The sequence below is a fragment of the Streptomyces sp. GL_140 genome (genome assembly GCF_057834465.1).
In genome coordinates, this window is the sequence record NZ_CM174404.1 from 152,425 (window position 1) to 170,392 (window position 17,968).

Sequence of the window (17,968 nt, forward strand, 5' to 3'; positions counted from 1 at the left end):
CGCCGACCGCCCCGCCCGCCTTCAGGCATCGAGGAAACCCCATGCGTATCGCCGTCACCGGTTCCATCGCCGTCGACCATCTCATGGTCTACCCCGGCCGCTTCGCGGAACAGCTCATTCCCAGTCAACTCGACCGGGTGTCGCTGTCTTTCCTCGCTGATGACCTGGAGGTCCGGCGGGGCGGAGTCGCCGCCAACATCGCTGGGACTGGGCCGACTCGGTCTGCGGCCACTGCTGGCCGGGGCTGTGGGCAAGGACTTCGCCGACTACAGGCAGTGGTTGCACCAGCATGGTGTGGACACTTCACTGGTGCTGGTCAGCGAGTCCCTGCACACAGCGCGCTTCGTGTGCACCACAGACTCCGACCAGAACCAGATCGCCACGTTCTACGCCGGAGCAATGGCCACCGCTCAGGAGATTTCTCTGACGCCCGCGGTACGGGAGCCGAGCCGCCTGGACTTGGTGGTCGTCGCCCCGAACGCCCCTGCTGCGATGCTCCGGCACACCGAGGAGTGCCGCGAACTCGGTATCGCTTTCGTCGCGGACCCTTCCCGGCAGCTGGCCCGTCTCACGCGAGAGGAAGCGCGCCATCTCGTGGAGGGGGCCCTGTTCCTGTTCACCAATGAGTACGAGGCCGCCCTGCTCCAGCAGCTGACCAGCTGGAGCGAGGGCGAGATCCTGGACCGGGTTGGCAGCTGGATCACCACGCTGGGGCCGGGCGGCGCAAGCATCTCGCGGTCCGGCAGAGAACAGCTGGCAGTGCCCGCCCTGCCCACGGCGCGCGTCGCCGATCCGACCGGGGCCGGCGACGGGTTCCGCTCGGGCTTCCTCGCCGGCATGGCGTGGGGATGGACTCAAGAACGGGCAGCCCAGCTGGGCTGCGCCATCGCCACCCTGGCCCTCGAATCGGTCGGCACCCAGGAGTACGTGCGTTCGGCCGCGGACCTGCTGCCGAGGATCAAGCGCGCCTACGGTGCGGACGTCGCCCGGCAAATGGGGCATCGCCTGGGCCGAATGACGGTCTGAGAACTGGGCCCAGAGGCGAAGCACCCACTATTCACCGACACAAAAATCAGTACTTCAAGGCGACGGACGGCTGAGGCAGCGACGTCGAGGAACGGAACGAATCCATGTCCCCGTGTCGAACTCAGGCCGCGCCGCTCCTGCCCCATGTGCAGGGCGGGCCCTCCTTCTCCTTCGAGTTCTTCCCACCGAAGACCCCGGCGGGCGAGCAAACCCTGTGGAAGGCCATCCGCCGGGTGGAGGCCACGTCGCCTACGTTCGTGTCCGTGACGTACGGAGCCGGTGGCTCCTCACGCGACCGGACCATCGAAGTCACCAAGCGGATCGCGGCCGAGACCACCTTACGCCCGGTAGCCCATCTGACCGCGGTCGGACATTCGATCGCCGAATTGCGGCACATCATCGGCCAGTATGCCGACGCCGGAGTGCGCGATGTCCTCGTACTGCGTGGCGATCCACCTGGCGACCCCCGCGGCCCGTGGTCCCCGCATCCCCAAGGATTGAGCCATGCCCATGAGCTCGTCAGACTCGTGCGGGAGTCCGGGGACTTCACGGTGGGCGTGGCTGCCTTCCCGGAACGTCACCCCCGCTCCCCGGACTGGGCCGAGGACGTCCGCCGCTTCGCGGAGAAATGTCGGGCAGGCGCCGACTATGCGATCACACAGATGTTCTTCGACGTAGAAGCCTACCTGCGGCTACGCGACCGGCTGGCCGCAATCGGCTGCCTGACTCCGGTGATCCCCGCGATCATGCCCGCGACCAGTTTCCGGCAGATCCACCGATTCGCGGAGCTGAGCAACGCCCGGTTCCCAGCCCAGCTGGCTTCCCGGCTGGAGTCCGCACAATTCCGTCCGGAAGACGGCTACGCGATCGGCGTCGAGTACGCGACCGTCATGGCCGACCGCCTTCTTGCTGAAAGCGCTCCCGGCCTGCACTACATCACCCTCAACAAGTCGACGGCAACCCTCGAAATCCATCGGAACATCCAGCACTCCGGCCTCGCAGCCAGCAAATTTCGCGCCACACCGGTCCGAAACGATCACGCTGTCCACGGATCCGTACCTCGTCGACCTCGTCGAGGTAGTGCCGGATCATGAAGGCGTGATGGTCGGTGAAATCTTCGTCCACCGCCTCGATCAGGGCAGGGATCATGGCGCGAGCCTTACCGACTGCGAGGCCCGCGAGCTGTTCGGGATCGCGACCGCCCGCAATCAGGGCTTCGAGGATGGCCCTCCCCGAGACCCCGGTCACGTCGGTCAGGACCGAGGTGAGCTTCATGCCGGTGTCTTCGAGCTCTCGGACTGCCCGCTCAGGGACGAAGGAGGCCATCACCATCCCGGGACGCGCCGGCGCGGGCCAGGAACGCCGCGTCGTCCGGTCGGTCTTGCGGCGGCGGATGCCCTTGAGGTGGGCGGGGTTGACCAGTATCAGGTTCAGGTGGGGCTGCAGCAGGTAGTACATGCCCCGCCAATAATCGGATGTTGCCTTCATGACCACAACCTCAACCTGACGCTCCACCAGCCACGACAGCAGCCGCCGCAGCTCGACCCGGGTGGTACCGAACCGTTCGGTCTCCAGACTCCACGTCCCAGTCCGCAGCGGGCTGGGGGTACGCACGCAGGCCAGCAGGAACCGCTTGCCCAAGTCCACGCCCGTGGACCGCAGATGGATGGCTTCGTCCTTCACGTCCTGCCTCGTCATGGTCCACTCCCGACTGCCTCACACGACCGAGCAGAGCGGGCACCCCGGAGGGGTCAAGGGAAGACTCGGAATCTGACACGCGTGCTCCGGGCAGCGAACGACACCGCCGTGGCGACAATCCGTGGTCCCCTGGCTGACCCCCATCGCCATCCTGGCGAACGAGTTCACTGACATCACAGAGCTACTGAGGATTTCGGGTTGTCGTCGGGTGGTGACGGTTCATGATCCTTGCGGTATGCAGGTGGTATGCGTTATCCGGAGGGTGGGGGCCTGACTGCTGAGCGTCGGGCGTTTCGTGAGGGGATCCGGCTTCAGGCCGGCGAGCGGTTCGTGGCGGGTGAGAAGACCGCCGTGATCGCGAAGGAACTGCGGGTGAGTGTGCGGTCGGTGGAACGCTGGCGTCGTGCCTGGCGCGAGGGCGGCATCGAGGCCCTGCGCTCGACGGGCCCGGCAAACTCCCCGACCGTCACCAATACCCAGTTCGCCGTGCTCGAGGAGGAACTCGGCAAGGGCCCCTCAGCGCACGGCTTCGAGGATGAACGCTGGACCTTGGTCCGGGTCCAGACGGTGATCCGTCGCCGGCTGCGGCTGACGCTGTCGGTCGCGACGGTGTGGCGGCTGCTGAAACGGCACGGCTGGTCCTGGCAGGCGCCCGCCCGCAGAGCACTCGAGCGCGACGAGCACGCGATCGAGCTGTGGAAGAAGGAGGTCTGGCCGCAGGTAAAAGCCTCGCGGCGGCGTCCGGGGCATGGCTCGTCTTCGAGGACGAAGCCGGCTTCTCCATGACTCCGCCGCGTGCCCACACCTGGGGCCGGCGCGGACACACCCCCGTCATCCGCGTCCGCGGCCGCTCCCGCCGCCGGACCTCGGTCGCCGCCCTGTGCTGCTACAAACCCGGCGAGCCGAGCCGCCTCATCCACCGGCCCCGCAACCATCTCCTGCTCAAGGGCGCCCGCAAGAGCTTCTCCTGGCAGGACTACCGCGACCTGCTGGTACGGGCACATATCCAGCTCGGCGGACCCATCGTGGTGATTTGGGACAATCTCAACACCCATCTGGCCGCCGGGCTGAAACGCTACGAAGCCGAACACGACTGGCTCACCACCATCCGCCTCCCGGCATACGCACCAGACCTGAACCCGGTCGAAGCCGTCTGGTCCCTCGTGCGCAGAGCCACGGCCAACACCGCCTTCGGAACCCCAGACGACCTCGACCGCAAACTCCGCCGCGAGTTACGCAGAATCCAGCTCCGACCCCACCTTATCGACGGCTGCCTCACCGCCACCGGCCTGGCCATCAACCCACCGACCCCACCCTGAAAACCTCAGTAACGGCTGACCGAGGCACCCGCCACCGATTTTCTCGTCTCCGAGGTGATCAGCGCAGCCACTCAGGCGGTCCTGGCAAGATTTTCGTAGGCGGAGATCATGGCGTCAGCATGGTCGGTCCGCATAGCGTCGTCGGAGGTGGGCGATCAGGACGACGCGGTGGCGGAGCAGGGAGACGCTGGCGCGTCCGGCCATGAGGCGTTTTTGCAGTTTGACGTCGGTGATGCGGCCTTCGTTGACCCCGGAGTTGTAGGGGGTGGTGATGCCTTGGGCGACGGCATCTCGGTCTTCGCGAAGGGCTCTGGCAAGGCCGGTCAGCGGTGCCAGTCCGGTGTTCGCGAGGTCGTCCAGCCACTCTGGCAGGGATGTCGTGAGGTGATCCCCGTGGTGTGGACACACCTGACAATGGATCTTGTTGATCCTGGAAGGTGTAAATCCACGTGGCAAGGCCCTCGAAGTACAGTGCGGAGTTCCGGTCCGACGCGGTCGCGTTGTGGCGGGCCTCGGCCGGCAGGCGGACGTTTCGGGACGTCGCGGCCGATCTGAACGTCAACCCCGAGACGCTGCGGACCTGGGTGCGTGACGCCGAAGACCGTCCGGTCGCCTCCGGCGCGTCGCAGGACACCGAGGCCGAGCTGGCCCGGCTGCGGGCGGAAAACGCCAGGCTGGCCAAGGCGGAGAAGGAATGGCAGCTCGAGCGGGAGATCCTGCGACGGGCAGCCGCCTATTTCGCGCGGGAGATGAAGTGAGGACCGCCGCTTGGGACTTCGTCTCCGCCCACGCCGAGATGTACGGCATCAAGCGGATATGCCGGGTACTGGAAGTTTCCCGCTCGGGCTACTACCGGTGGATCGCCGGCGCCCAGGCGCGGGCCGAGCGGCAGGGAACCGAGGACGCCCTGGTCGCCGAGATCCGCGAAATCCATGCCGAACACCGCGGAAACTACGGCGCGCTCCGAGTCCATGCCCAACTGCGGGGCTTTGGGTACACGGTCAACCGCAAGCGCGTGGCCAGGCTGATGCGCAAGCACGGCATCGTCGGCCGCCACCTGCGGAAAAAGAAGCGCACCACGATCCCGGACCGCCTGGCGCCGCCGGTGCCAGACCTGCTCCAGCGGGACTTCACCGCCGGCACGCTGGACGAGAAGTGGTGCGGCGACATCACATACGTGCAGGTCGGAACCGCATGGCTCTACCTCGCTTGCGTCATCGACATCCGATCCCGCCGGGTACTCGGATGGTCGATGGCCCCGCACATGCGGGCCGAGCTCGTCATCGACGCACTCCAGGCCGCGGTCGCGACCCGCGGCGGCGACGTCACCGGAGTGATCTTCCACGCGGACCGCGGATCGCAATACACCTCGGCCGCGTTCGCCCAGGTCTGCGATCGGTACGGCATCCGCAGGAGCATGGGCCGGGTCGGCTCCAGTTACGACAATGCCCTGGCCGAGAGCTTCTGGCAGGGCCTGAAACGAGAAACGATGCACCGGAAGCTGTTCTCGACGTTCCGTCAGGCGAGGCTGGAGATCTTCCAGTGGCTCACCTACTACAACGCCCGCCGACGCCACAGCGCGCTGGACTACCTCTCCCCAATGGAGTTCGAACAGCAGCACCACAAGACAGTTAAACTCTCACTCGCAGCATGACCCCTGTGTCCACATTCCGGGGGTCACCTCAGTCGCGTCGCGGTTGTCGAGCATGGCGGCGAATCGGCGGACCAGGTCGTGGGCGGTCCTGAGTTCAGGGCAGTGCTCGAGGAGGCGCGGCAGGCGGTCGTTGATGTGCGGGCTGCGGCGGTGCGGGTGGGTGGTGATCCAACGGGCGGCTTCGCGCGGAGGGGGCGGTCGCTCGCGAGGCGCGTCAAGGGGCAGGCCCCGCCTGAGGGGTGCGACGGCCATTTTCCGGACAGCACCCCGCCACCGCGCAGACCTACACCTTCCACACCCGCATCACCATCTTCGAAAACGGACTTGCACCCCGCCCACGCCGGTAAACGCAACAGTGTTGATCTGGGGTGTGTCTGCTGATCTCGTGCCTGATGACCTGTGGGAACGTGTGGCCCCGTTGTTGCCGGAGCGGCCGGCCAGGCGGTTTCGGTATCCCGGGCGACTGCCGGTGGACGATCGTGCGGCGCTGAGGGCCATCGTTTACGTGGTGCAAGGGCGTGAGCTGGCGGGACGTCCCCGCCGAGCGGGTCGGGTGCAGTGGTGTGACGGCTTGGCGCCGGCTCCGGGACTGGACCGGGGCTGGGGTGTGGCCCCGGCTCCGCGAAGCCCTCCTGAACGAGCTGCGGGCCGCCGGGCTGCTGGACATGGATGTCGCTGCGATCGACGCCTCACACGTCCGGGCTCTGAAAGGGGGCTCACACCGGACCTTCGCCGGTCGGCCGTGCCCGCCCGGGGAGCAAGCACCACCTCATCGTCGACCGGCACGGAACCCCACTCATCCTCTCCCTGACCAGCGGAAACCGGCATGACGTCACCCAGCTCGCGCCTCTGCTCGACGCGATGCCCCGCATCCGCGGGCTTCGGGGAAGGCCACGACACCGACCCCGCCGACTCTTCGCCGACCGCGGCTACGACTTCGACCAGTACAGGCGCTTGATCCGGGCCCGCGGAATCACGCCCAAGATCTGCCCGGCGTGGCACCGTCCACGGCTCCGGCCTGGGCAAGACCCGTTGGGTCGTCGAGCGAACCTTCGCCTGGCTCCACCAGTTCAAACGACTCCGGATCCGCTACGAGGTACGAGCCGACCTCCACCTCGGACTCCTCCAACTCGCCTGCAGCATCATCTGCTTACGCCAACTCAAAACCTCATTCTGAAACGCTCTTTAAGCCTGGCCGAACTTCAGGCACCAGCGGCGGACAGTCTCGTAGGAGACGACGATGCCGCGCTCGAGCATGAGCTCCTCCACCTCACGGAAGGAGGGGGGAAACGGAAGTACCGCCACACACAATGCGCAATGGCCTCGGCCGGGTAGCGGTGGTTCCTGTACGACGGCGCCCCGGACAACACGAGCGGTTCCCCTCTCCGGACACCGACAACCCGAAGATCATCCCAGACCACCGAACAGGTGACAGCGCCCCGAGGGATGGCCAGCACAGTGCGACATATGAAGGCAAGGAAAGGCAATGGACACCGAGCCTCGGCCTCAGGACCGGGGAAACCCACTCGGGTGTCGAGTAGTCGAGCCACATAGCGAAAGGATCTGAGCGATGACGTCGTACGATGCGGCATGTTCCGTGGTGAGGCATAATCCCTGGCCGAAGGCTGACCCCAGCACCGGCGGTAACTCGGTACCACCCAGCATGTACTGCTTCTCGGGGACCGACAGCAACGGTGGAGTCACCTACGACCGCTACCAGTGGGATTCCTCCTCCAGTAAACCGTGGTGGGGGGCGCTCCCGCTGACCATGGAAAGCTCATCGACCTGCTCGGCGGCCTCAACATCTTCGGCTCCGTTGGCCTGACCGGCACGCTGCCGCTGGACGCCGCCCTCTGCGTCGACGACCCCTCCAGCGTCTACCTCTTCCAAGGCGCCCAGTGCTTCCGGGTATCCTTCAAAAGAGCCACCTTCAAGGAGCGGGACACCGACACCCAGGCCCGCCCCATCAAGGAATCCTTCGGCTACGACTTCAACGACGGGATGGGGAAGCAATTCCCCTTCCCTTCGGTCGACGCGTGCTTCTTCTCCTCCACTGACAACAAGCTCTGGTTCTTCTCGGGCGCCAACTGCGAGTCCGTCGACGCCGACACCTACGAACCAGACCACTGGAATGGCAAAACCGACGGCTGGGGCAGCTACAACCCCGCCATCGCCAACACCTGGACCCACCTCCCCGCCGAATTCGCCAACGGCGTCACCTGCGCCGTCCAAGAAATCGACAACACCGGCGACGGCCAATCGGTGGACATTGCGCACTTCGCCAACCCCAGCAACAGCGTCAGCTGGTGCACCGTCACCCCCAGCGACCCTGCCCTTCCACCCACCGGCGGCGCCTACGGCGGAGTCCAGCCCGCCGACTACACCTTCACCGTTCCCTCAGGCGTCACAAAGGTCAACGTCGAACTCTGGGGACCCGGCGGTGACGGCGGCCCCGGCCAGAGCGGAAAGGGCAAAGGCAATGGAGGTGCTGGTGGGGCCGGGGCTTATGTCCTGGACACCATCACCGTCACCGAGCAGCAGCAGCTCACCCTCCACGTCGGCGCCCCGGGCGACTGCACCCGCTACCCCTCAACCGGAAACACCGTCCTCGTCGCCGGAGGCGGAGGCGGCGGCGGTGCCGGAGGCAGCACGACCGCCGGTGGTGCGGGTGGCGGCGGCGCCGGCAGCCCCGGCGTCAATGCTGGGAACGGATGCGGAGGCGCCGGTGGTGGCGGCGGGTTCATCCTCGGCAGCCTCCAAGGCAAAGGAGGGAAAGGAGGGAAAGCCGCAGAACTATTACAGAAAAGTTCGGGGCCGGGCGGTGCCGGGGCCGACGCAGGCCCCGGCACCGACAACCCCGGCGCCAACGGTGGCGCTAGTACGGGGAGCGGCCAGGGAGGTAACGCCGGTAGCCCCGCTGGCCCCGGCTCCGGCGGTGCCGGAGCGAGTACCGGCAAGGTTGGTGGCAACGGCTCCGGCCACGTCGGCTGCTACGGCGGCGGCTACGGTGGTGGTGGCGGCGGCGGCGGCAACGGCGGCGGAGGAGGAGGCGGCGGTGCCACCGCAGGTAGTGGCGGCGGTGTGGGCGGTGCCGGCAACGGCGCTACCGGTGATGGCGGCGGTGGCGGTGGCGGTGGCGGTGGCGGTTACGGCGCTGGCGGTTACGGCGCCAGTGGTGGCGGCGGCGGAGGCGCCCCGGCATTCCCCGCGGCTGGTGCCGGTGGCGGCGGTGCCCAGGGCCCGAGCAAGGGAGCAACGATTGTCCCTTGCGGTGAATCGCCTAACATCCCTAACCTGCCGCTTGACGACAGCACAGGGTTCGGTGGTGCCGGTGGTCCCGGTGGTCCCGGTGGCAGCGGCGGCTTCCGCATCAACTGGAAGGCGAACACCTGAGTCGGCCCCGGCCGGAATACACGCTGAGCGCTCCGCACCCGGCAGCAGCAACGCCAGAGAAAGTGAGCTTGTTCAGCGTGGCCACTGAGCCTCTTTCATCCTGTCTCTGAGGGGTGAAACACAGTTCAGACAGGGTGTGGGTGACATGGCGAAGCCCCCGCCGTTGGTATGGCGAATCCACTCATCGCACCAGTGCCGGGGGCTTCGTTGGTTCCGTATCCGGCCACGCTCGACGTGCCCATGAGCTCGTTGAGCATGTTTCGTGGCTGCTCTACGAACGTCGTCGGGAGAGCAAGTCGCCCTGGCGGCGTCTGGGTTGCTTCAAACAGGCTCTGCTCGCGCTGGCCCATCTGCGGAAGAATGAGACGTTCGCGCAGGTCGGGGCGGGACTCGGTGTGTCGGAGGCGACGGCCTGGCGGTACGTCGACGAGGCCCTCGACTTGCTGGCCGCGTGGGCGCCGGGCCTGCACGAAGCACTCACGGGTCTGGGTGAGGGCGCTTTCGTCATGTTGACGGCACCCTGATCCCCACCGACCGCATCAAGGCGGACGAGCCGTACTACTCGATGAAGCACCGCAAGCATGGGATGAACGTGCAGGTCATCGCCCGACCGGACGGCACACCCCTGTGGTTCTCCCGTGCTCTTCCCGGACGGACCCACGACCTGACCGCGGCCCGCGCCCACGGCATCGTCCAGCCCCCTCCACCCAGTGATCACCAACGGATATCTCACGTGCCCAGACTGGCGAAGACCTTACTCACGCCTCCTGCTCGCGGGGTGCGGTGCCGTCACCAGACGCAGCTGGACAACCACTGTTGTCAAGCGCGCATGCGTTTGCGGGTGCGGTGGGGCAGGCTCGTCCTATGACCACTCCCCCACGCCTGCCCCGTCTGACACTGGACCCCCTCGAGGAGGACGAGCTGGACCGCTTGGCCCGCCAGGTCGACGAGGCCTCTACCGCGCTGGAGCTGGCGCGCACGGCCCTTGGTGAGGCGGCCGGGCGAATCGCGGCCCGCTATGAGCGGGGCGGGCCCGCGGCGGTCGCCGCCCGGGTCGGCTGGTCCCGTCAGCACGTCTCCACCCTGGCCGCCGCCCACCGGCGCGACCGGCAGGACGCAGCATGAGTACCGCCGCCGAACACCCCCATGACTCGGGCGTTCCCCAGCCGGCAGCCACCGTCGAGGATCTGCGGGCCGCACTCACACGGATCGCGCCCGACGCCGTGGCCACCTTCGACGCAGAACGCGCCGCGGCCGTCGCCCGGGCCCGCCAGGAGGTCAGCTCGGCGCCCGTACGACGCTTTCTGCGCCAGTGGGCGCTGCACGTCGCGATCGAACGGCACCCCGAGCTGGCCGCCCGTCTGCGGCACCTTGAGGCCCGTGCCGGCCACGTCACCGACCCCGAGGAAGGCCGGGTGATCGCCTCCGAGATCGGCCGGATCCTGGACAAGGCCGCCGCCGAGGCCGGTATCGAGCACGGCGGGGAGTCTTGAGCCGCTGGCGGTGGGAGTACGACCCGGACGCCGAGCACGTCGTCAAAGGTCTGCCCGCCCCTGTCGCCACCGAGGTGGAACGGCTGGCCCACGAACTCGTGGCCCTGGCCGAAGTCGGCGTGGATGTCACCGACATCGGCGACGGAACGCGCCGCGGCGTTCCCGGAGGGCTGCGCCGTATCCCGCTGCTGTCCGACGGCTGGTTCTACGCCCTGCCCCTCCCCCGCCTCCAGCTCATCGCCATCGTCCGCGTCATCCCCCGTACACCGACCTGTAGAACAAGTCCGATCCAACCGGTGCCGGGCCGGGATGGGGGACGGTGTCCGTCGCCGGCAGCCGGCGTCGGCGCTTGAGGCCGCGGTCCTCGGGTCCTGCGGCCGGCACCGTCTCAGGGCCGATCGGGGCAGGATCCTTCATGCCGCGCAGGCGCAAGCCGACGCCGCGGGCGACATCGACCGGTTCATGTCAGTCGACTCCGCCATCGTCCGCGCCCACGAGCAGGCCACCGGGTGCCCGAAGGGCGATCGTCGGCCCAGGACCGGCAAATCTAGTCCGATTCACCAGGGCCTCCGGCAAGAGCCACACCGTCCAGTCCCGCTACGGCCGCAACAACCGCCTCGCCGACGCCCTCCAAACCCAGGCATTCGCCGCCCTGCGCGCCTCCCCCGGTTCCCGCCGCTACTGCGACAAACAACGTGCCCGCGAAGCGGGCTGCAACCCCGACCTCCGCCAACTCGGCAACCGCCTCGTCGGGATCCTCCACGGCTGTCTCAAAACACGCACCCACTACAACGACATGAGGTGTCTAAACCCCAGACCGCCCCCGACCCAGACGCACCTTCGGCCAACCATGCCGCCGACAACGTGACCACGCCCGGCGGCCCCATGGAACAATCGCCCCGCGCCCACGGCGAGGAGATCGCGCTCGACGGCGAAGCGGAGCCGGTGGTCGTGAAGCTGGGCGTGTGGGTCTCCAACACCAGGAGCCGGCGCGACAAGCTCACGGCCGACCAGCTCGCGCCCTCACGAAGCTGGGCGTGGACTGGGCGTGACACGCCACCTTGCTCGTCGTTGAGCTGGGAGGTCAGCGAAGTGGAGGCCCCGGGGGTCCGTGAACGGGACAGAGCCGTTGACCGTACAGAACCGGCACCGACATGATCAACGGCTTGTCGGGCTGTCTCCCCGGGCGTACGCAGTCAGCCGGTGACGCGCAGCAGCAGCTTGCCGGTGGAGGTGCGTCCGCCCATGAGCCGGTGGGCGCTGGCCGCGTCGGACAGGGGGAATTCGGCGGTGACGGGCAGGGACACCACGCCTTCGGAAGCCGCGCGCAGTGCGCGTTCGGTCAGGGCGCGTACGGCATCGGGTGCCGCCTGGGCGAGCGCCAGCACAGAGAAGCCGCCGATGGCGTGGGCCTGCGCATACAGTTCGGGCTGCCCGACCCGCCAGGGCTCGGCGCCGCCGGCGTTGCCGAACGACACCAGGCGCCCGAAGACGGCCAGCACGTCCAGCCCGCGGTGCAGCGTGTCACCACCCACCGGGTCGAGGACCAGGTCGACCCCCCTGCCGCCGGTGGCGCGGCGAACGTCCTCGGCGAAGGTGTCGGCCCGGAACACCTCGTCGTAGCCGTGTCGGAGGGCGTATTCGGCCTTGGCGTTGGTGGAGACCACACCGTAGACCTTACCGGCGCCCGCTGCCCGGGCCAGCTGCCCGACCGCCGTGCCGATACCGCCCGCCGCGCCGTGCACCAGCAGGCTCTCCCCGGCGCGCAGCCGCCCCACCTCGTGGACCAGGGCATGGGCGGTCGGCAGCACAGTCGGCACGGTAGCCGCGGTCCGCAGGTCCAGCGCGTCGGGCAGCCTGTACACGCCGGCGGCTTCGGCGAGGACCACCTCGGCGTAGCCGCCGCCCTCGACGAGCGCGGCCACCTCCTGCCCCACCCGCAGCCCCTCGACGCCCTCGCCGACAGACCGGATACGGCCGGAAACCTCCAGGCCAGGGCGGTAGGGCAGCGACGTCACCCGATAGCCCTCGGCGCGCGCCTTCACGTCCGCGAAGTTCACCCCTGCCCAGGCGGCGTCGATGGTCACCTGGCCCGGGCCCGGCCTGGGCACCGGTGCCTGCACGAGCTGCAACACCTCGGGGCCGCCTAACTCCTGGAACTCGACTGCGCGCATCCTCGGACCACCCTCCATCAATGTTCAATCGGAAGCGAACATCAGCAATGTAAGGTGGAAACCGAACAATCCGCAAATATACGGGTGTGATGGCCGCACAGGAGGAAGAGGATGTCGGAGCACGCCGAAGCCGGAGGGCACCGCCCCGCGCCCGTGCACACACATCCCGCCGACGTCACCCTGCTCACCGCGCTGTCCGCACTCGCGGACCCGGTACGCATGCAGCTGATCCGCGACCTGGCGGGCCACGCCGACTGGATGCTCAGCTGCAGCAACTTCGACGTACCCATCGGCAGAGCCGCAAAGAGCCACCACTTCACCGTCCTGCGCAACGCCGGCCTCGTCGAACAACGCGACCAGGGCACCAAACGCCTCAACCGGCTGCGCCGCGAGGAGTTCGACGCCCGCTTCCCCGGCCTCCTGGACCTGGCCCTTCGCCCCGACGACTGAACAGGTGTCAATGCACCCGCAGAATTTGGTTCTGACTCACTTTCCGAATGCTGTTGGTGATCTTCGCTCGGTGGGGTGAATCCTGCTCGGCATGCTGTTCGTGCTGACGGTCGTTGTGCAGCTGTTGTCGGGCGGGGTGGTTCTGCCGGTCGGAGGGGCCGGGATGGCAATGGGGTGCGGTTCGGGTCGGGTGGTTCCGCCGCTGACCGTGAAGATGGCCAGGGCGAGCAATCCGCGGGGCACTGCGGCGATGTGGATCCGTGATCGCCTGGACGAGTTGTTCGTCGACGAGGATTTCGCTGCTTGGTATCCGGCGGATGGGCGCCCTGGCCTGTCGCCGGCCCGGCTCGCGCTGGTATCGGTGCTGCAATACACGGAGAACCTGACCGATCAGCAGGTGGCGGAGGTCGTCCGGTGCCGTCTGGACTGGAAGTACTGCCTAGGGCCTGTGTGATGTCGTGATCAACTGCTGGGTTCTGGCCTGTTTGAGGGGTGGAATCAGGTAGGACTGGGGTTGTGACGCGTAGGCAACTCACCCATGCCCAGTGGAAGTTCATCGAGCCGTATCTGCCGATCGGTAGGTACGGGCCGTATCCGGAGCGGTTGCGGGAGCAGTTCGAGGGTGTGATCTGGCGGTTCCGTTCCAGTGGGCAGTGGCGGGAGATGCCTGCCGAGTTCGGCCCCTGGGCCACTGTCTACGGACGCTTCCGCGTGTGGCGGGACGCCGGGGTGTTCACGGCCCTGCTGGAAGGCCTGATCGCCGAGGGTGCCCGGGTGGGCAGGACGGACTTGTCGCTGGTCAGCGTGGACTCCACCACGGTCCGCGCCCACCACGACGCCGCAGGGCTCCGCGTCAGCAAGCACCTCATGAAGGCCCTGGAAGACGCCGTGCAGGAGCAGGAGACAGCCCGGCAAAAGGGGGCAGCACGGAGGAACAGAACGGACAGGACGAACGCCGACGCATCCGGCGCAGACACAGGCTCCGACTGAAGGAAGCCCTGCTCGGCAGGTCCCGCGGCGGCCTCACCAGCAAGATTCATCTCGCCGCGGACCGCAGGTGCCGTCCGCTCGCGCTGGTCCTGACCGCCGGGCAGGCCGGGGACAGTCCGCAGTTCGTCCCCGTACTCGCGAAGGTCAGAGTCCGCCTGCCGGTCGGCCGCCCCCGCACGACACCTGGTGCGGTCGCCGCGGACAAGGCGTACTCGTCCCGTGGCAATCGCGCCTACCTGCGCAAACGCGGAATCAAGGCCGTCATCCCGGAGAAACGAGACCAGGCCGCCAACCGCAAGAAGAAGGGCTGCCGGGGCGGCCGGCCCATCGTCCACGACGCCGACCTCTACAAGGAACGGAACACCGTCGAACGCCTGATCAACAAGCTGAAAGCCTGGCGAGGGATCGCCACCCGCTACGACAAAACCCCAGACAGCTACCTCGCCGGCCTCCACCTCCGCGCCGCCATGATCTGGATCGACGACCTCCTCAAAGCCGCCAACTGATCACGACATCACACAGGCCCTAGGCCTGGAACTGGACGACGCGGGCTTCGACTTCTCAGTGCTGAGTGAGTTCCGCGACCGGCTGGCCGAAGGGGATCGCGCGGACCGGCTGCTGACTGTGAGGGTCGAACGTCTCGCGGCCGCGGGCCTGGTCAAACGCCGTGGCCGGGTCCGGACCAATTCGACCCATGTGCTGGCGGCAGTCCGCCGGCTCAATCGGGGTGAACTGGTCGGTGGGCGTTGTCACGTTGTCGGTGGCCCGGTGGGTATGCCCTCACCTTGCTCGGCGGCTTGCAGCCAGGCGACTTCCCAGGCCTGCGCACGGGCCGAGCGCAGCGCGGTCAGTGTCCTCTCGCCGGTGTCTGCGAGCAGTCGCCAGGCCGTCGGTGTCGAGGCGACGGGGCCGAACATCTCGCCTTGATCGCGCAGTACTGCCAGGTACGCGATGGCCGCACCTCCGTCGGCGAGCATCACCGCCAGATCGGTGGCGATCCGTCCCGGATCGTGTCCGCTCCCGCGCGGCCGAAGCGGCCTGAGAGCGGCGGAGTACGCGGCGGTCAGCCCAGTGGCATCAGCGAGATCCGCCAGCAACCGCGCCCCGACATGCCCGACCACCCCCGAACCATCGGCGCTGACATGGGCCTTGGGACGCAACCCGACAGCCTGCACGTAGAAAGCACCCTCCGCCTGGACCGACAGAACCCCTCAGCAAGGTTCATCGTTCCAGGTCAGGAAGGCACTTTCACGTTTCCGCCTCACCAGCTGCCGTACCCAACCGAAACGGCGAGGTTACTGAGGTTTTCAGGGTGGGGTCGGTGGGTTGATGGCCAGGCCGGTGGCGGTGAGGCAGCCGTCGATAAGGTGGGGTCGGAGCTGGATTCTGCGTAACTCGCGGCGGAGTTTGCGGTCGAGGTCGTCTGGGGTTCCGAAGGCGGTGTTGGCCGTGGCTCTGCGCACGAGGGACCAGACGGCTTCGACCGGGTTCAGGTCTGGTGCGTATGCCGGGAGGCGGATGGTGGTGAGCCAGTCGTGTTCGGCTTCGTAGCGTTTCAGCCCGGCGGCCAGATGGGTGTTGAGATTGTCCCAAATCACCACGATGGGTCCGCCGAGCTGGATATGTGCCCGTACCAGCAGGTCGCGGTAGTCCTGCCAGGAGAAGCTCTTGCGGGCGCCCTTGAGCAGGAGATGGTTGCGGGGCCGGTGGATGAGGCGGCTCGGCTCGCCGGGTTTGTAGCAGCACAGGGCGGCGACCGAGGTCCGGCGGCGGGAGCGGCCGCGGACGCGGATGACGGGGGTGTGTCCGCGCCGGCCCCAGGTGTGGGCACGCGGCGGAGTCATGGAGAAGCCGGCTTCGTCCTCGAAGACGAGCCATGCCCCGGACGCCGCCGCGAGGCTTTTACCTGCGGCCAGACCTCCTTCTTCCACAGCTCGATCGCGTGCTCGTCGCGCTCGAGTGCTCTGCGGGCGGGCGCCTGCCAGGACCAGCCGTGCCGTTTCAGCAGCCGCCACACCGTCGCGACCGACAGCGTCAGCCGCAGCCGGCGACGGATCACCGTCTGGACCCGGACCAAGGTCCAGCGTTCATCCTCGAAGCCGTGCGCTGAGGGGCCCTTGCCGAGTTCCTCCTCGAGCACGGCGAACTGGGTATTGGTGACGGTCGGGGAGTTTGCCGGGCCCGTCGAGCGCAGGGCCTCGATGCCGCCCTCGCGCCAGGCACGACGCCAGCGTTCCACCGACCGCACACTCACCCGCAGTTCCTTCGCGATCACGGCGGTCTTCTCACCCGCCACGAACCGCTCGCCGGCCTGAAGCCGGATCCCCTCACGAAACGCCCGACGCTCAGCAGTCAGGCCCCCACCCTCCGGATAACGCATACCACCTGCATACCGCAAGGATCATGAACCGTCACCACCCGACGACAACCCGAAATCCTCAGTAGCGGCAATACCGGCCGGTATTGAGGTTAGCGGTGGATCGGGACTGAGCAGTCACCTCAACCCCAGGTGATCCTTATGGCACCGGGGGCGCCATTTGTTGGATCTTGTCGTTCGGAGCCGCCAGTGCCGCCGACGGCTGCATTGCCGGGCAACGGATGGGCGGGCGTTTCCCCGTGATCGCGGACACCCTGATCATTGGATCGTGAGGGTCCATAGGACAGGGGTTCCCGTTGGGGACGTCGAAGTACTCGCCTGAGTTCCGGGCCGATGCCGTCGCGCTGCACCACGCCAGTCCGGGTGGTACGTACGCCTCGGTGGCCAAGGACGTGGGCATCAACCACGAGACGCTCCGCACGTGGGTGCGGGACGCTGAGCAGGCAGCCAGGCCCGGGGCGGAGGAGGCCGCCGCCATGGAGAAGGAGAACCGGCAGCTGAGGGCGCGGGTGAAGGAACTCGAGCCCGAGCGGGCGATCCTGCGGAGGGCCGCGAAGTATTCTGCTGCCGAGACCAGCTGGTGAGCAGCCGCTTTCAGTTCGTCGATGATCATCGTGGCGCCTTCGGTGTCAAGCGGCTGGGCCGGATGCTGAAGGTCTCCCGCTGCGGCTTCTACCGGTGGGCGGCGGCGCGGACGCGAGGGCCGCCCGGGCCCGGGCGGATGCCGAGCCCGCTGAAGACATCGCCCGGATCCACCGGGAATCCGACAGCACCTACCGGGTCCCGCGTGTTACTGCCGAGCCGAAGGACACCGGCCGGCGGGTCACTCACAAGCGTGTCGAGCGCGTCATGCGCACGTTCAACATCGTGGGACTGCACCTGCGCAAGAAGGTCCGCACCACCATTCCCGAGCCGTCGGCGACACCGGTTCCGGACCTGCTGCGGCGCGACTTCACCGCCCAGGCGCCGAACACCAAGTACGTGGGCGACAAAACGCATCTCCCGGTTGGAGCGAGCCAGTTCCTGTATTTGGCGACGGTGCTGGACCTGTGCTCGAAGCGGCTGGCAGGCTGGTCGATCTCCGACCACATGCGCACCTCGCTGGTCACCGACGCGCTCAGGGCCGCCGCGGCGGCCCGCGGCGCCGACGGCCTGCGCGGCGCGGTGGCACGAGCGCGGACAACGCCGCCGCGGAGAGCCTGAACGCGACCATGAAACGCGAGACGCTCCAGGGCCGGAAACGGTGGAACGGGCCCCGTGAGGCGCGGCTCGCGGTCTTCCGATGGACGACCCGCTACAACACCCGAAGAAGACACTCCCGCCTCGGCCAGATCAGCCCCGTCACTTACGAACAACGATCAACTACGCTGACCACCGCCGCATAGCAAACGGTG

General features: G+C 67.8%; 12 protein-coding genes and 8 pseudogenes. 14 read left to right on the forward strand and 6 right to left on the reverse strand.

What is annotated here, in order from left to right; translation table 11 throughout:
* The first annotated feature begins 41 nt into the window (after positions 1 to 41).
* Positions 42 to 1,026 (forward strand): annotated as a pseudogene (locus AC3IYJ_RS00770) (carbohydrate kinase family protein).
* 104 nt (positions 1,027 to 1,130) lie between these two features.
* Positions 1,131 to 2,120: a methylenetetrahydrofolate reductase [NAD(P)H] gene (gene metF / locus AC3IYJ_RS00775; protein ID WP_489399396.1), complete on the forward strand. Its 990-nt coding sequence runs from the start codon at positions 1,131 to 1,133 to the stop codon at positions 2,118 to 2,120.
* A 289-nt stretch (positions 2,121 to 2,409) separates the two neighbouring features.
* Here the strand turns inward: metF and AC3IYJ_RS00780 are convergent.
* Positions 2,410 to 2,724: pseudogene (locus AC3IYJ_RS00780) on the reverse strand (IS110 family transposase); the annotation flags it as partial.
* Positions 2,725 to 2,970: 246 nt separating this feature from the next.
* Between AC3IYJ_RS00780 and AC3IYJ_RS00785 the strand changes: the two are divergent.
* Positions 2,971 to 4,043 (forward strand): IS630 family transposase gene (locus tag AC3IYJ_RS00785; RefSeq protein ID WP_489399102.1). Its coding sequence is split into 2 segments (ribosomal slippage): positions 2,971 to 3,417 and positions 3,420 to 4,043, totalling 1,071 coding nucleotides; the frame shifts between segments, so codons are not numbered across the junction.
* A 114-nt stretch (positions 4,044 to 4,157) separates the two neighbouring features.
* Here the strand turns inward: AC3IYJ_RS00785 and AC3IYJ_RS00790 are convergent.
* Positions 4,158 to 4,451 carry a hypothetical protein gene (locus AC3IYJ_RS00790; RefSeq protein ID WP_489399397.1) on the reverse strand — a complete coding sequence of 98 codons (294 nt, stop codon included), beginning with the start codon at positions 4,449 to 4,451 and terminating at the stop codon, positions 4,158 to 4,160.
* A 41-nt stretch (positions 4,452 to 4,492) separates the two neighbouring features.
* Between AC3IYJ_RS00790 and AC3IYJ_RS00795 the strand changes: the two genes are divergently transcribed.
* Both AC3IYJ_RS00795 and AC3IYJ_RS00800 read left to right on the forward strand, forming a co-directional pair.
* Positions 4,493 to 5,697, forward strand: a protein-coding gene (locus AC3IYJ_RS00795) for an IS3 family transposase (protein ID WP_489399112.1) whose coding sequence is annotated in 2 segments (ribosomal slippage) — positions 4,493 to 4,733 and positions 4,733 to 5,697 — 1,206 coding nt in all. Because the reading frame shifts where the segments join, the coding sequence is not laid out codon by codon here.
* Between the two features lie 771 nt (positions 5,698 to 6,468).
* A pseudogene (locus AC3IYJ_RS00800) lies at positions 6,469 to 6,874 on the forward strand (IS5 family transposase).
* Positions 6,875 to 6,885: 11 nt separating this feature from the next.
* Here AC3IYJ_RS00800 and AC3IYJ_RS00805 read toward each other — a convergent pair.
* Positions 6,886 to 7,067: pseudogene (locus tag AC3IYJ_RS00805) on the reverse strand (IS6 family transposase); the annotation flags it as partial.
* Positions 7,068 to 7,440: 373 nt separating this feature from the next.
* Here AC3IYJ_RS00805 and AC3IYJ_RS00810 point away from each other — a divergent pair.
* The 5 genes and pseudogenes from AC3IYJ_RS00810 to AC3IYJ_RS00830 all read left to right on the forward strand — a co-directional run bounded on the left by AC3IYJ_RS00810 (position 7,441) and on the right by AC3IYJ_RS00830 (position 10,936).
* Positions 7,441 to 9,090, forward strand: coding sequence for a hypothetical protein (locus AC3IYJ_RS00810; RefSeq protein WP_489399398.1), 1,650 nt, complete (start codon positions 7,441 to 7,443; stop codon positions 9,088 to 9,090).
* A gap of 168 nt (positions 9,091 to 9,258) precedes the next feature.
* Positions 9,259 to 9,787 (forward strand): annotated as a pseudogene (locus AC3IYJ_RS00815) (transposase family protein); the annotation flags it as partial.
* Positions 9,788 to 9,954: 167 nt separating this feature from the next.
* Complete coding sequence (locus tag AC3IYJ_RS00820; RefSeq protein ID WP_489399399.1) at positions 9,955 to 10,215, forward strand: hypothetical protein; 261 nt, start codon at positions 9,955 to 9,957, stop codon at positions 10,213 to 10,215.
* Positions 10,212 to 10,583 (forward strand): DUF6247 family protein, encoded by a 372-nt coding sequence (locus AC3IYJ_RS00825; RefSeq protein ID WP_489399400.1) that lies wholly within the window; start codon positions 10,212 to 10,214, stop codon positions 10,581 to 10,583. The genes AC3IYJ_RS00820 and AC3IYJ_RS00825 overlap by 4 nt, the downstream gene beginning before the upstream one ends.
* A complete protein-coding gene (locus tag AC3IYJ_RS00830) occupies positions 10,580 to 10,936 on the forward strand; it encodes a hypothetical protein (protein ID WP_489399401.1) in 357 nt (118 codons plus the stop codon). The genes AC3IYJ_RS00825 and AC3IYJ_RS00830 overlap by 4 nt, the downstream gene beginning before the upstream one ends.
* 843 nt (positions 10,937 to 11,779) lie before the next feature.
* Here AC3IYJ_RS00830 and AC3IYJ_RS00835 read toward each other — a convergent pair.
* Positions 11,780 to 12,757: a quinone oxidoreductase family protein gene (locus AC3IYJ_RS00835; protein WP_489399402.1), complete on the reverse strand. Its 978-nt coding sequence runs from the start codon at positions 12,755 to 12,757 to the stop codon at positions 11,780 to 11,782.
* A 111-nt stretch (positions 12,758 to 12,868) separates the two neighbouring features.
* On the opposite strand from AC3IYJ_RS00835, the gene AC3IYJ_RS00840 reads away from it, so the two are divergent.
* The 3 genes and pseudogenes from AC3IYJ_RS00840 (at position 12,869) to AC3IYJ_RS00850 (ending at position 14,703) form a co-directional block, all read left to right on the forward strand.
* Positions 12,869 to 13,207 carry an ArsR/SmtB family transcription factor gene (locus AC3IYJ_RS00840; RefSeq protein ID WP_489399403.1) on the forward strand — a complete coding sequence of 113 codons (339 nt, stop codon included), beginning with the start codon at positions 12,869 to 12,871 and terminating at the stop codon, positions 13,205 to 13,207.
* A 91-nt stretch (positions 13,208 to 13,298) separates the two neighbouring features.
* Positions 13,299 to 13,661: a transposase gene (locus AC3IYJ_RS00845; RefSeq protein WP_489399404.1), complete on the forward strand. Its 363-nt coding sequence runs from the start codon at positions 13,299 to 13,301 to the stop codon at positions 13,659 to 13,661.
* A 62-nt stretch (positions 13,662 to 13,723) separates the two neighbouring features.
* A pseudogene (locus AC3IYJ_RS00850) lies at positions 13,724 to 14,703 on the forward strand (IS5 family transposase).
* Between the two features lie 264 nt (positions 14,704 to 14,967).
* Here AC3IYJ_RS00850 and AC3IYJ_RS00855 read toward each other — a convergent pair.
* Both AC3IYJ_RS00855 and AC3IYJ_RS00860 read right to left on the reverse strand, forming a co-directional pair.
* Positions 14,968 to 15,402: pseudogene (locus AC3IYJ_RS00855) on the reverse strand (IS1380 family transposase); the annotation flags it as partial.
* A 102-nt stretch (positions 15,403 to 15,504) separates the two neighbouring features.
* A protein-coding gene (locus AC3IYJ_RS00860; protein WP_489399405.1) for an IS630 family transposase occupies positions 15,505 to 16,577 on the reverse strand; the annotation gives its coding sequence in 2 pieces (ribosomal slippage) (positions 15,505 to 16,067 and positions 16,067 to 16,577; 1,074 coding nt in all).
* 293 nt (positions 16,578 to 16,870) lie between these two features.
* On the opposite strand from AC3IYJ_RS00860, the pseudogene AC3IYJ_RS00865 reads away from it, so the two are divergent.
* A pseudogene (locus AC3IYJ_RS00865) lies at positions 16,871 to 17,959 on the forward strand (IS3 family transposase).
* Positions 17,960 to 17,968: the final 9 nt, after the last annotated feature.